The organism is Microcystis sp. LEGE 08355 (genome assembly GCF_015207185.1).
GTDB classification, from domain to species: domain Bacteria; phylum Cyanobacteriota; class Cyanobacteriia; order Cyanobacteriales; family Microcystaceae; genus Microcystis; species Microcystis panniformis.
Genome location: NZ_JADEXI010000077.1, coordinates 1 through 12627, shown reverse-complemented (window position 1 = coordinate 12627; position 12627 = coordinate 1). Strand labels below are relative to the sequence as shown.

The window sequence follows — 12627 nt, the reverse complement described above, 5'->3', positions numbered from 1 at the left end:
CTCAAATGAACCGAACAACCGCCAATTATGATGAACCCTGGAAAGAAGCTTTAACCGAGTATTTTGAAGCGTTTTTCTGGACTTTAAGACAAAAAAACGTTTTGCTGACAAACTCTATAAAGTTTGGTTACTCAGTGGAGAAGAAGTCTGGATTTTGATTCACATTGAAATTCAAAGCCAATGGGAAGAAAATTTCCCTCAGAGGATGTATATTTATAACTATCGTGCCGAGAAAACGGGTTTCTCGAAGAAACCCGTTTTCTGGACTTGCGTTACCGCTTCAGCTAAAACGAAAAAACGTTTCGCTGACAAACTCTATAGAATCCATTTGGTATCTTAGGATACAGCTAATCGTCGTAGTAGAAGTCGAAGAAAACAGAGATGAATTTTGGTAGTGGAGTGTTCTAAAGTGCACTCAAAATTTTTGACTAAAGATTTGCAGCGTTCCATCCAAGAATTACTTCTTTCAATCACCCATCGAGTTTTTACAGGTACGAATCCTGATAAACCCTTCTCCGCTTTTTCGGTTTTTGACGGTTTTGGAGACAGTTCAAACTGAATTTTAGTCATTATCTCTGGATAGACCTTAACCAAATCTTTCTCTATTTTGTCAGGATGATAACCATTATCTAGAAGAATAGTCGTCTTAGGCAGTTCCGACGGTTTTAACTTGAAATAGTCAATACCTCGAGTTAACAACTCAATCAATCCTTGGTCATCAGATAGGTTGGCGGGAGTACAATGAGCGAAAAACGGAAAACCAAGACTATCCGTCGCTAGATGACGTTTAATTCCATAAGTTTTTTTTTCTTGTTGTCGTAATCGGCGATGTAATTCTTCCATTATTTTTTGGATGATTCCCTGACTTCTCCACTGTTTATAATGCCAGAACACGGTGGAGTAGGTCGGGAAATCTTTCGGGAGGTCCGGTCAATTACAGCCATTTTTGAGTTGATAGAAAATCCCATCTAAAATCTGTCGTTTTGTCCATTTTGGGGGGGCAGTCAATTTCTTCTTTGGCAATAGCGGTTCTACGATAGACCACTCTTTATCCGTCATACTACTTGAGTACATTTTGGCTTACTCCAAAGTATCGATTTTCGGGGACGACTAGACGGTGGCGCATTCACTGACGGGGTTCAGACCAAAGTATTGCCGTTAAACAGGCTACAGACTCTCTTCCCTGAAACCTATAATGGACAAGGTTTTCGCTTCACCTTTTCAGCCTAGCATCTACATTATAAAAGATACCAAATGGGTTCTATAAGACAATTAAGCAATTACTGTTGTCCCGGTGATCAAATCTTTTTCAAGTCCGGCTTTTTGTTGTAGTTGAGTAGTCATTTTTTTGCCTCTCAGAACCTATTTTTTTATGTTGATTTTTGCAAGAGAAACAGACAAAGCCAGTAGATTTCACTTCAACAAGGTAGCGATCGCATCCCTTCTCTCCATCACTGCCAAGACTTTTGCTGCTGGCAACTCCTCCAACATCTGGACGATATGTTTAATAAATAGATGTAAACTTTCTTCCTCTGAAAAATTCTGACTAGGAGACTCCCTTGAGATAATTTCCCACCAGATTGCAGCGGCTTTTTTAATTTCTCCGATGTCTAGATTTAAGTCTTGATATTTTTCAGAAAATTTTGCCTTAAATATTTCGGCTAAAGTTTTCATCTGTTCAGGATTATTTCTGTCCACTTTAGTTAAGGTGAAATCCGATTGGTTACTATAAAGTAGCTCGGTTTTACTGGCTGAATACTCTAAGAGATTATAGCAAGCTGCCACGAAACCACAGGCAATAACCACCTCCGCCGCCGTCACTCTTTTGTCTTCTTTTTTACTAGCAAAAGTCATCTTTAAGTTGGTGATCAGTTTCTTGGTCTGCTCTTGATTATCTATTTTCCAGATTAGCACTGACTTAGGGTCTAAAATTTTCTTGATTAGGGAGATTTCGGAACTATCGACACTGCAAACATTGTACCATTTTAACCAAAGTGTTGTCGGTAGAGCCGTCGCTAATTTAGATAGACAAATTAGATATTCTTGGTTATTGGTTTCATTGATTTCAAATCTTCCTATCAAATCCTTAGTATCTAGTTCCTCATTCTCATCTAAGACCAAAGCTAAGACCAGTGTATTAATTTTTGCGATCATGTTTTTGATTTGTTTGAGAGTTTCACCTGATTCTAAGGGAGCCTCCTCTTTCCACTCTTGCACCTGACAATCTAGTTCACTGAGTGCCAAATCTTGGTCATTTCTACGATAAAGGTCAAAGATCAAATTGCGAACTAGATCAATCTTTTGGGATTCTACTTTAGAATTGTTGGACTCTTGCTCATATTTATATTGCAAAAATTGATAAGTAAGTTTGCGATTTCTTTGCAAAAAAGAGCCAAATACAGGAGATAATTCTTTGAGTCGATCTGGAATTAGCTTGGCTAATTTGTTATGGTCAAGAGACCGCCATGAGTTATGAGCGGAAAGCTCATCTCCTCTAATACCCACTTGAGAAGCTAACCAGCCAATCCAACGACACTTAAAGGAGGTGAAAAGAAAATTTAGAGGTTTTATAATTGCCTGAAGGACTGTTCTTGTAAAACCTGTTAAATTCTTAACTAAATCTAAATCCTCAAATTTCTTGACTTGATTGAGTTTAGACGGCTCTAATAAAGCACTGGATGGTTCAAGGTTATCCGCATCGGTGGCTATCACAAGATCGATCTTATTTGGTAGTTTAATTTTCTTAGATTGAGCGAGAGAAAATCCTAAGAACTCAACAGAAGTTAACCTTAAGGACTCAACAGAAGTTAAGGCTAAATTATCGTACAAACCAGCGTCCATTAAAGCAACTCTATCTTGATTGGGGGTAAGTTTTTGTAAGCGTTTTAAACTTTCTTGGTTGTCCCCAAAATCATCGGGAAAAATAATTGGTTCAAAACCAAGAGGGAAACAAGAGGAAGCCGCAATCATGTCTCCTAAGCTAAGATTTTGACAATCTTGGCAGATTTGTTGATTTTTCGGATCAGATATATCAATAAATTTGTTGCCAATTACTATTCCTTTCCCTTCTCTACGGATTTCTTTATCTTCACTGATAATAATTGTCCGTAACATCGCAAATCTAAATAAAGAGGCATCAGTCATATTAGTGGAATTGATACTTAAACAGTCGGGGGAAGTATTAGCATCCTGTAATAATTGCCAAACTCTCTCATTTATTTCTTTTGTTCCTCTTGCTGGTGAGGGTTTAGATATTCCGAATAGGGTTTCTAACAATTGTTCCTTATAACAATTGGCAGCATTTTTAATCATTTTTTGAGAACCTCCCAAATCTGACAAAATCCCATTGGCCACCTTGTCACTTTCTAGAAAAGACTTGAGGCGAGTATAGAATTCTTGATAAAAAGAATTACCATCAAGTAAATCTGGCTTTTCTGGTGTATAAACTTTGGCTTTAGCCATCAGAAAAAAAGCAGCGGCAATCGAGCCTCCAGAAGCAGATGAAATAGCTTGAACTTTCGACAGTAAACCCAGTTTTTGTAATAAAACCATTGTACCTAAAGAAAATCCTGCTGCCCTAAAGCCTCCCCCAGAAAAAGTCAAGGCAATGGTACGCCGGGGATGGGAATTTGTAGATAAAGTATCCATAATATTTAATCTCCTTGCTCAAAAATTTTTTAGGCAAACACAACCCAACCACTCTGGAAATTCTAAGGAGCAATCCCCTTTTATTGCAGAGTTAAAGAAGTAAGCTCATCTTGCAAAATTCCCGCAAGACTCAACCGAGACAAAGGACGTTTTAACCAGTTAGATAGCTGGCGTGACTAGGTAAAATTAGGTGCGGTACTTATACTTACTACTCTAGATCGTCTATCAGAACTTGCTGCCCTAAAGACCGCAAATTAATATATTTCTTGAGGTTTCTATATATAAGTTTACAGAATATTGTTGAGCTATTTATTACTAAAAAAAGTTCAGTTTGATGGCAAACAATCTTAACACCTAAGCTCGCCAACCTGAACTCGCGCTGATTCTTGATCGCAATTTTAGGCCACCCTAGCACTGCGCTCTTTTCCCACGAGGATTTTTATCAAGAAAAATGATCTGTCTGCCTGAGAACAGGCTATAGTGATCATCAAACCCTCAGTGAAAAACTTCCCGTGTCTTCAGTATTCCGTCTTCCTCCCTATTTTTCCCCCGCTCTGCAGCGTCGAGTCATGAAAACCCTCGCCGCAAAAAAAACCCGTCAATTCTTGACATGGGCGGCAGCTTGTGCTAGTTTTTTGATCCTCTGGGCGTGGAATTGGCAGCTAGTTTTGGCCACTTTAACCGGGGTGGGGGCGATGATTGGAGTTTACCTCTCCAGGGTCAAAACTGGCCATCGCTGTGGCTGTGGGGGCGTGCTTTTTTCAGTGCCGATAGCGGTAAGTTAACTTTAGCGGTAGTCTGTGGCGGTTTAGGCAGTTTAGCCACCTATCTCGCTGTGGCAATTTGGACCTATGCCGAAAATCGCTGGTTAGCTCTGGCCTCAATTTTGCAAGGATTTGGCACGGTTTTGACTTTAATCCTGCTAGGATGGCATTTTCTCGACCATCGCGGTCAAAATGAGTCAAAAAACTTCGATCGCTGGTTAGAAAAATTAACAGTCAATGATCCCTTAATGCGCTTAATGGCAGTCCGACGTTTAAGTGAAATGCAACTTTCCCCCAGTCGTCGAGAACAATGCCAAGAATACTTCCGTTATCTTCTCTCGCGAGAAACCGATGCACAAGTGCGATCGGCTTTATTGGATAATTTTTCTGGCAAAGAGGCAATCAAACCGCAACCTTTACAAATACCCCTACAGGTGAAAAAATCCCTCCTAAAATACGATTAATACTAAATCCTGTTTAAAAAGTATAGGGAAGTGGGGAAGTGGGGAAATTGAACTAAAACCCCAAAACCCCAAAACCTAAAACCTGTCTCCTAACGACCGGCTCCCGACTCGGAGAATACTGACGACCGACGACCTGCACCTGAATCCTAGGCCACCATTTAAGATAACTGCTATAGTTAAAGCTAAAGGCTGACTGTAGAGGCTGAAGACGATATTTTTTTACACCAAAGTTAACTCGCGCTCCTCGATATTTTGGAACATCAGCGTACTCAGATAACGTTCTCCAAAACTAGGCTGAATCACCACAATTAATTTACCCTCATTTTCCGGTCGTTGGGCCAGTTGAATCGCGGCGCAAAGATTGGCACCGGAAGAAATCCCCGAAAGTAAACCCTCTTCTTTTGCCAGACGACGACCAAATTGAAAAGCTTCCTCATCACTGACAGTAATTACCTCATCAATCAGATCTGTGCGTAAAACTTCCGGAATAAAACCCGCACCGATACCTTGAATTTTATGGGGACCGGGATTACCCCCAGAAATCACCGGACTATTGAAAGGTTCCACCGCAACCACTTGAAAACTAGGTTTACGCGGTTTAATCAATTCAGCGACTCCCGTAATCGTGCCTCCAGTACCCACACCCGCAACAATAAAATCTACCTGTCCCTCCGTATCTTGCCAAATTTCCTCAGCAGTGGTGAGACGGTGAATTTCCGGGTTAGAAGGGTTGCGAAATTGTTGCAACATATAAGCGCCGGGGATACTATCGACAATTTGTTGAGCGCGTAAAATTGCCCCTTTCATGCCTTGGGAACCGGGGGTAAGTTCCAGGGTAGCACCGTAGGCTTTTAACATTGCCCGGCGCTCTAAACTCATCGTTTCCGGCATAGTTAAAATTAAGCGATAACCCTTAGCTGCCGCAGTCATCGCTAGAGCAATTCCCGTATTGCCAGAGGTGGGTTCCACTAAAACCGTGGTTTCTGGATTGATTAAACCCGCTTTTTCGGCGCTATTAATCATGTGGGTGCCAATACGGTCTTTGACGGAAGCAGCGGGATTCATCCCTTCTAATTTCATCACAATTCGGCCAAGACAGCCCTCCGCTTGGGGAATCCGATTCAATTGTACTAAAGGAGTGCGGCCAACCAATTCGGTGACATCGTGAGCGATACGCATGATATTTTCTCAGTCTGGGTGATTCGTGTGCTTAGTTATAGCGTTGACATACTCCCCCGCATGAACGACGGGGGATTCTTATTCATAGTTCATAGAAATCCACTTGTTATCTCTGGTTTCCCTTCAATAGTAGAGGCGGTTTTCTCCCCATGCTTTCGGTCTTCCGACTCAGATTCCCAATGCCCTTGGGTACTGTTTTGCCATTCCATCCCGAGAACTTCCATTCCTCTTTTAAGAATATTTAAAGCCGCATTTGTATCACGACAGATTTTAATTCCACAGTGAGGACAAGAGTGAGTTCTAGTGCTTAGTGACTTTTTCACCCGATGACCACAATTAGAGCAATCTTGGGAAGTATAGTTGGGTGCAACCGCAACTATTGCTTTATCCCAAATTTGGCCATAGTAGTCTAGCCATTGAGTGAATTGATACCAACCTGCATCAGAAATAGACTTAGCCAAGTTATGATTCTTGACCAGATTCGACACTTTTAAAGCCTCATACACCACAACATCGTTAGATGCCACTACGTTTCGGGCTAACTTAATCGCCCAATCTTTCCGCTGGCGTTGAACTTTCAGGTGGAGTTTACCCAGTCTTTTTCTGGTTCGATGGTAGCTCTTGGATTGAGGTTTTGCCCCTTTCCTATACTTTTTACTTAATCGTTTTTGTTGACGTTTTAGCCTTTTTTCTGCTTTTCGCAAATACTTAGGATAAACTACAGCATTGTCGTTTTGGTCTTTGTAAAAATATTGCAATCCCAGGTCAAGACCGATAACATTGCCTGTATAGTTTCCCTGCTCTTTGCGGTCAGCATCAAAGCAAAATTGGGCATAATACCCGTCGGCTCGGCGTACAACACGAACACGATTAATCTTTAGTCGAAAGAGGTCTTCTCTTGTTTCCTTGTCGCAATAAAGAGAAAAAGCACCGGCATTAAAACCGTCAGTGAAAGTAATATACATACAATCCTCTGAGAGTTTCCATCCCGAAACCTTATACTCAACAGAGCGACAATGCTTTTTGAATTTTGGATAGCCTTTTTTCTTTTCTCCTTTTCGACAACGAGTATAGAAGTTAGAAATAGAAGCCCAAGCTCTTTCTGCACTGGCTTGACGAGCGGCAGAGTTTAACTTTTTGGCCAAAGAGAACTCTTGAGCAAGGACTTTGCACAGTGCATATAAATCATTTCTTCCTACCCCCGAATTATCCATCCAGTATCTAACCGCTTTGTTACGAATAAATTGGGCGGTACGGATGGCTTCATCCAGAGCTTGGTATTGCTCTTTAGTGGCGTTTAGTAGCTTGGCTTCTCTAACTATCATGTCTTGATTTTATCACAAGAGGTGGTTGATAAGCAACTATTGAGAAGAAAAAGCCGCCCGGTCGGGCGGGGAACTTTAAACCCAATTTTTCGGTAAGCTCTCAGCTTTAGCGTTTGAGAATTTCTTCACTAGCCAAGGAGGCGCTATATAGCTCACTTATAGCAAAGGCCAGCCCTAGATCGGCAAAATTTCCATTTTCCTTTGTTTCTTTAGTCGGTCCGAGTTGATTCCCAGAAACAGGCAAAACTACCATGACTGATAAGATTGCTTTTTTCCAAAAGCTTATACTTGTACTAAAATAACTATAGATAGGTTACTAAAGTCAGAATTACGGTCATGACTATTAAATCTAATCTAAGTAGGTGGGTGGAATTAAATATAAAATGAACGTAGGTTGGGCTTCGGCCGTGAGCTTTTGCCGAACGGTTGAAGCATGAAACCCAACGCCCGATTATGTTACGCTACCGCTAACCCATCCTACAAATAATTGTGCCTACCTACTTAGCCCTATTGAAAGAACAACACATAGAAATTAAGGGCGGCTCTTCTAGAGTAGTTATGATAATGTATAAAGATCAATATAAAGAAAAGAAACCTAAAGATAAAACCATCGCTGAGAAATTTAATACCTATCATTTTGTAAAGTATAAAGAGCAAGTGGTTGACTTATTAACCCGTGGGTGTAACGTTAGCGTCGAGACAATGGCAATTATCGAGGAGATGAAAAAATTATCATAAAATATCCCGTAAGGTGCGTTACTTAGCTGCGTTAGCGTTAGTAATACCCCCTAATTCTGATAAATTCAAACTATTTAAAATACGGGCTTTTATTGGTCTTTTTTCATCCCAGAATATCAGAGATGAATAAAACTCCATCGCTAGGGAAGAATTGAGAAGCTGTAGTGTTTTCTGAGCAGTATCTAAATTATCAAAGCTTAAGAAGTAAACAGTATCATCGAAAATAACTGGTTGATTTTGATAGGGTGATATAAGTTGAAAATTAAGTTTCTTATAAAGTCCAGAAATGGCAATTTTAAAAGGAGAGAAAGTGTAAGAACCAACGCCGAATATAGAAAAATCTGGTTGCTTTTGATAGATTTTGCTTTTTCTATTCCCAAAGTAATCTACATGATTAACTAGATACTGCCAAGTTTTTGGTGCTATATCTCGCATATTTTCTGTAGATTCACCAATAAACTTCTGAGTTACTAAAACGTATTTATTGATAATTTCTAGGCGATTTTGTGCCACATCTGAACCTTTAAGGAGAGGATAAAGATAGGTGGTTTCAATATCAACGATTTCCTTTAAACCATTGACAAAAATTCCATTAACTAACTGCAATTCCATGACTTTTGAACAATCATGTTTAATACCTGAACGCCATTTTTCTACTAGAGGATGCCGATGATATAACTTCTCTAGTCTGATAAAAGTATTTAAATCTCTGACTAGAATATCATTTTGATAACCAATACGCTGAAACTCCCTTTCCTCAAAACTCTTGAAAACATCACAAAAGTAATTTTCTGATTGAGAATCAAATTCACAAAATAGGATACAAGCATCTACATTAGCTTGAAAATATTTTTGAGTGTTTATCGGATAAATTGCCGAATAGGTGAGATTAATTTTCTGAGTATAAATATAGTTCAAAATTTTTCTAGAAACGGCTGTTTTGCAGATAATTGCCAGATAAGCTGAACGATGATTAAGACATTCAATCAATTTAATTAACATCCATTCTGAAATATCAAAGTTACTTTTTCCTGTGATAGCATCTAAACCCTGATAACCTTGAAAGTTCCTTTTTTGCGGTAAATTGCTACCATTAATCAATCCCTGTTTTGAGTTTGTTATCCAAGGTAGATTCCCCAAGAATAAAATATTCTCTTTCCAGGCTTGAGTTAGAACATTCCAATCACAGTCAAAAAAATTATTTTGATGAACTTGTATTCTTGTATCTTGGCATAATTGCTCATCTTGGGCTATCTGTGCAACATAATTAGGATTAATTTCAAAGCCAAGAATTTTTTCAGTTTGTTTGAAGGTAGCTGCTGCCGATTTTAAAAAGTTTCCTGTACCACAAGTTGGCTCAATAATTACCTTGGGATTAACATTTATTTGTGATAACTTTTGGCAAATCTTTTCGGCTAACTCTAAAGGAGTTTGAAAGTCGCCGTATTCAACTTTAACTGGAGAAACTGACATGACTAATTCTCTCTATAAATAGCTATTAATCCTTCTTCTTGACCAGCAAGATCAATTACTCTAGTATATTGTAGTCTGCACTGTAAGGCGTTGGAAATGGTTAAAAATCCTTGTACTGGAGGATTAGCAAGAATTTCATCGGCTATATTGGCTGCTTCCATTTCATCAACGGGTAAGTTTTTATCTAACATAAAGGCAATTAAATCATCTTTGTTACCCTGATTGTTTAAGATGTTGCGAATACCACGATTCATCTGGAAATCAGCTCTTCTTTCAGCCGATACAAAAATTGTCGTGATCATTCTTAAATTGGCAGTGCGATTGAGACTATTATCTAACTTTTCATAAACAAAAATAATTAAGGAATATCCTAAGCCAAAAATCTTTTGTCTTGCGGATTTAAAAGTACAAGATGATTGTGGTTGTTTAGTACTGGTTACTTTTATATCAACCAGCAACTCAGGAAAATCGATACCACTGGCTGCATTACCCTCAACAAAATCATATTTTTCTTTTAGATATAGTTTAAACTTTTGTTCTAAGTAGGTTCCGATCGCTTTACCATCTGTAACACCGTAGAGCGAAGCTTCTTGATGTTGAGACTCTAAAGCTGAAAATATAGCCGCCTCATTACCTAAAGATTCTTGGGTTAATCTTGACATATATAGCTAAATTAATTAATCTCCTCGTTTTTTCTATCTGACAAAATTAGCAAGCTTTCTTAATTATAAGTCAACTGCCATCTATGTAATACATCGCTGTGAAGCTTGAGACAAAATATTATCGCTCATAGTTTTTTCTTAATATGAGATACAGAAAAGTAGTCCTGTGACTTGGGATTAGCTTTGCTCAAGACTTTTAAATTAACTAAAATTATCGCGCACAACCCTTGTCCCTCGCTCCTGGTTGGCGAAAAGTTTTTGGAGCGGAGTATAAATCCCCGTTACAAAAACGGACTCCTGCCCTCCGCTTGCTGCCTTCGTTAATTATTAACATAGACCGGGCGATGGTGGGGGAAAGAGGTTGAGCGCCGATGGTCAAACCCGAAACCTAGCTGCTAACAAGCGAAAAAGTTGGGTTAGTATGAGGGGAGATTACCCTCTGAGGAGTTGCACTAATTATATGGACATCAAATTAATCCTGTTGGCACTAACGGCTGTATTCACCGTCTCTTGTCTCTTTTTCGGCACCCGCAACGGTTTTTACGATAGCGATAACTACGATGGCAACGGTTCCGCTCACTAACCAGTTATCATGATCAGGGTTGCCATGGTTCAACGCTCTACTGCTGTCTGGGGGTCAAAATCCCTTTTATCCTGTTTACCTTTTGGTGTCGGTCACGCATCAGAAGGGGTTTGTCTCCTACTGAAAATCGGTCCCTATCGCCTACTTTTAGATTGCGGTTTGGCCGATATGCAACCCCTCACCCAAAATAAAAAACCCCCCGTGGATCTGGTGTTCTGTAGTCATGCCCACAGCGATCACATCCGTGGGTTAATGGCTCTCCATCAGACCTATCCCCAATTGCCAGTTTATGCCAGTGAGGTGACAGTACAACTGCTGCCCCTACAATGGCCCGATTCTGCCGAGGAAATCGGCAGTTTCTGTCAGGGTTGGCCATGGCGATCGCCGATCGCTCTCTTTGATGATCTCACCGTCGAGATTTTTCCGGCCGGCCACCTACCCGGGGCCGCCGTGGTACTATTCACCTACAAAACCCCCAAACGCACCTATAATGTCCTCTATACCGGCGATTTTTCCCTATCTAATTTTCAACTGGTGGAAGGATTATCGATCGATCTGCTGCGGGGAGTATCCCCCGACGTGCTGATTATTGAAGGCAGTTACGGCACAGAACGCCATCCCCACCGACGACAGCAGGAAAAACAGTTGATGAATCGCATCTATCATGCGATCGCTGAGGGACAAAATGTCCTACTACCCGTCCCCGCTTTGGGATTGGGTCAAGAAATTTTAAAATTACTGCGATCGCACCACCAATTCACGGGCCGCGACATTGATATCTGGGTTGGGGGCAAGATCGCTAAAGCCTGCGATGCCTACCTAGAAATTTTACCACAATTTCCCGCATCTGTCCAGAATTTTGCCAAACATCAGCCCTTATTTTGGGATGAGCGCATCTGTCCCCGGTTGCGAAGGTTGCCAGAAAAACCGACACCTCTAGGGGGAACCACTCCGATAATTTTACTAATCGATCGCCTAGAGGAGGTGAGTAAATATCTGCAAGGGGATAAACCTTGGTTAATCTTAGTTCCCCAACACCTGCACGATATCAACCTAGAGAATCCCCGATTAAAAGCGGCACAGCGTTCGCGATTAATTAGCCAAGAAACCTATCTACTCGCGGAACATAGCGATAGTCGCAACACCACCCAACTAATCCATAACCTGCGACCGCAGCATATCATGTTCGTCCATGGCTCGCCCCTATATCTAGCGGATTTGACCAGTTTAGAAGAATTACAGAACCGTTATCAACTCCATTCTCCGGCCGTGGGAACCCTGGTGGAATTGCCTATTGGCGATCGCTTTCTGCAACCGACACCCCCGGCCCCCAGTCACTATGAGGGAGAATTAAATGAATCGGATTCGATCATCACTATCACCTTACCAGAGCCGATCACCCGGGATCCCCGGTGGAGTAATTTCGCCGATACGGGACTGGTAGAAGCGCGCTGGCAAGGGGAAGAATTATTATTGCGGGGAGTCTCCCAACGGGAATTATTAAGCGAGAGTCCCAATCGTATCACCAAAGCTTTAGAGGAGATGGATTGCTGTCGTGTCTGTGTCCACTACAAAAGTCAGCGCTGTTGGAATCCCGTTTCTCCCCTCTACGGTTTTAAAGTGGTTGCCGAAGGCTATTGTCCCGTTTTTGAGGCCAATATATAATGGTTCTTCGTTACTTGGTATGGTTCGATAGGGGGGCATAAATCGACTAAATCCTTATCTGGCAAGAGATTTAATTGATTAGTTCGCTCTAGATAAAAAACAATTAACAAAAATCGCTAAATGCCT

General features: G+C 40.8%; 10 protein-coding genes and 3 pseudogenes. 5 read left to right on the top strand and 8 right to left on the bottom strand.

Going from position 1 to position 12627, the window contains the following annotated elements; genetic code table 11:
* Positions 1-5: 5 nt before the first annotated feature.
* Positions 6-229 (top strand): annotated as a pseudogene (locus tag IQ242_RS06085) (hypothetical protein); the annotation flags it as partial.
* Positions 230-336: 107 nt separating this feature from the next.
* Here IQ242_RS06085 and IQ242_RS06080 read toward each other — a convergent pair.
* The 3 genes from IQ242_RS06080 to IQ242_RS06070 form a co-directional block, all read right to left on the bottom strand.
* Positions 337-843, bottom strand: coding sequence for a transposase (locus IQ242_RS06080; RefSeq protein WP_193959364.1), 507 nt, complete (start codon positions 841-843; stop codon positions 337-339).
* Between the two features lie 87 nt (positions 844-930).
* Entirely contained in the window at positions 931-1059 is a 129-nt protein-coding gene (locus tag IQ242_RS27020; protein ID WP_228020847.1) for a transposase, read from the bottom strand.
* Positions 1060-1413: 354 nt separating this feature from the next.
* Complete coding sequence (locus tag IQ242_RS06070; RefSeq protein WP_193959362.1) at positions 1414-3648, bottom strand: patatin-like phospholipase family protein; 2235 nt, start codon at positions 3646-3648, stop codon at positions 1414-1416.
* A gap of 512 nt (positions 3649-4160) precedes the next feature.
* Between IQ242_RS06070 and IQ242_RS06065 the strand changes: the two are divergent.
* Positions 4161-4876 (top strand): annotated as a pseudogene (locus IQ242_RS06065) (hypothetical protein).
* 219 nt (positions 4877-5095) lie between these two features.
* Here the strand turns inward: IQ242_RS06065 and cysK are convergent.
* The 3 genes from cysK to IQ242_RS06050 form a co-directional block, all read right to left on the bottom strand.
* Positions 5096-6055 (bottom strand): cysteine synthase A, encoded by a 960-nt coding sequence (cysK, locus tag IQ242_RS06060; RefSeq protein ID WP_193959361.1) that lies wholly within the window; start codon positions 6053-6055, stop codon positions 5096-5098.
* An 89-nt stretch (positions 6056-6144) separates the two neighbouring features.
* A complete protein-coding gene (locus tag IQ242_RS06055) occupies positions 6145-7380 on the bottom strand; it encodes an RNA-guided endonuclease TnpB family protein (protein WP_193959360.1) in 1236 nt (411 codons plus the stop codon).
* Positions 7381-7486: 106 nt separating this feature from the next.
* Complete coding sequence (locus IQ242_RS06050; RefSeq protein ID WP_002771699.1) at positions 7487-7633, bottom strand: hypothetical protein; 147 nt, start codon at positions 7631-7633, stop codon at positions 7487-7489.
* 320 nt (positions 7634-7953) lie between these two features.
* Between IQ242_RS06050 and IQ242_RS25860 the strand changes: the two are divergent.
* Positions 7954-8118: pseudogene (locus IQ242_RS25860) on the top strand (helicase); the annotation flags it as partial.
* A gap of 18 nt (positions 8119-8136) precedes the next feature.
* Here IQ242_RS25860 and IQ242_RS06040 read toward each other — a convergent pair.
* Positions 8137-9591, bottom strand: a complete 1455-nt coding sequence (locus IQ242_RS06040; protein WP_193959359.1) for an SAM-dependent methyltransferase — start codon at positions 9589-9591, stop codon at positions 8137-8139.
* Between the two features lie 2 nt (positions 9592-9593).
* Positions 9594-10253, bottom strand: coding sequence for a restriction endonuclease (locus IQ242_RS06035; protein WP_193959358.1), 660 nt, complete (start codon positions 10251-10253; stop codon positions 9594-9596).
* A 460-nt stretch (positions 10254-10713) separates the two neighbouring features.
* Here IQ242_RS06035 and IQ242_RS26665 point away from each other — a divergent pair, with 460 nt between their 5' ends.
* Together IQ242_RS26665 and IQ242_RS06030 are read left to right on the top strand one after the other, a co-directional pair.
* Positions 10714-10836: a hypothetical protein gene (locus IQ242_RS26665; RefSeq protein ID WP_002737208.1), complete on the top strand. Its 123-nt coding sequence runs from the start codon at positions 10714-10716 to the stop codon at positions 10834-10836.
* A gap of 24 nt (positions 10837-10860) precedes the next feature.
* The gene (locus tag IQ242_RS06030; RefSeq protein WP_193959357.1) at positions 10861-12501 is read left to right on the top strand and encodes an MBL fold metallo-hydrolase; all 1641 of its coding nucleotides are present in this window, start codon (positions 10861-10863) and stop codon (positions 12499-12501) included.
* Positions 12502-12627 lie beyond the last annotated feature (126 nt).

Bases quoted from the DNA above. Each gene is read 5' to 3' on its own strand.
- IQ242_RS06080 (WP_193959364.1), bottom strand. From the start codon at position 843: ATGGAAGAATTACATCGCCGATTACGACAACAAGAAAAAAAAACTTAT.
- IQ242_RS27020 (WP_228020847.1), bottom strand. From the start codon at position 1,059: ATGACGGATAAAGAGTGGTCTATCGTAGAACCGCTATTGCCAAAGAAG.
- IQ242_RS06070 (WP_193959362.1), bottom strand. From the start codon at position 3,648: ATGGATACTTTATCTACAAATTCCCATCCCCGGCGTACCATTGCCTTG.
- cysK (WP_193959361.1), bottom strand. From the start codon at position 6,055: ATGCGTATCGCTCACGATGTCACCGAATTGGTTGGCCGCACTCCTTTA.
- IQ242_RS06055 (WP_193959360.1), bottom strand. From the start codon at position 7,380: ATGATAGTTAGAGAAGCCAAGCTACTAAACGCCACTAAAGAGCAATAC.
- IQ242_RS06050 (WP_002771699.1), bottom strand. From the start codon at position 7,633: ATGGTAGTTTTGCCTGTTTCTGGGAATCAACTCGGACCGACTAAAGAA.
- IQ242_RS06040 (WP_193959359.1), bottom strand. From the start codon at position 9,591: ATGTCAGTTTCTCCAGTTAAAGTTGAATACGGCGACTTTCAAACTCCT.
- IQ242_RS06035 (WP_193959358.1), bottom strand. From the start codon at position 10,253: ATGTCAAGATTAACCCAAGAATCTTTAGGTAATGAGGCGGCTATATTT.
- IQ242_RS26665 (WP_002737208.1), top strand. From the start codon at position 10,714: ATGGACATCAAATTAATCCTGTTGGCACTAACGGCTGTATTCACCGTC.
- IQ242_RS06030 (WP_193959357.1), top strand. From the start codon at position 10,861: ATGGTTCAACGCTCTACTGCTGTCTGGGGGTCAAAATCCCTTTTATCC.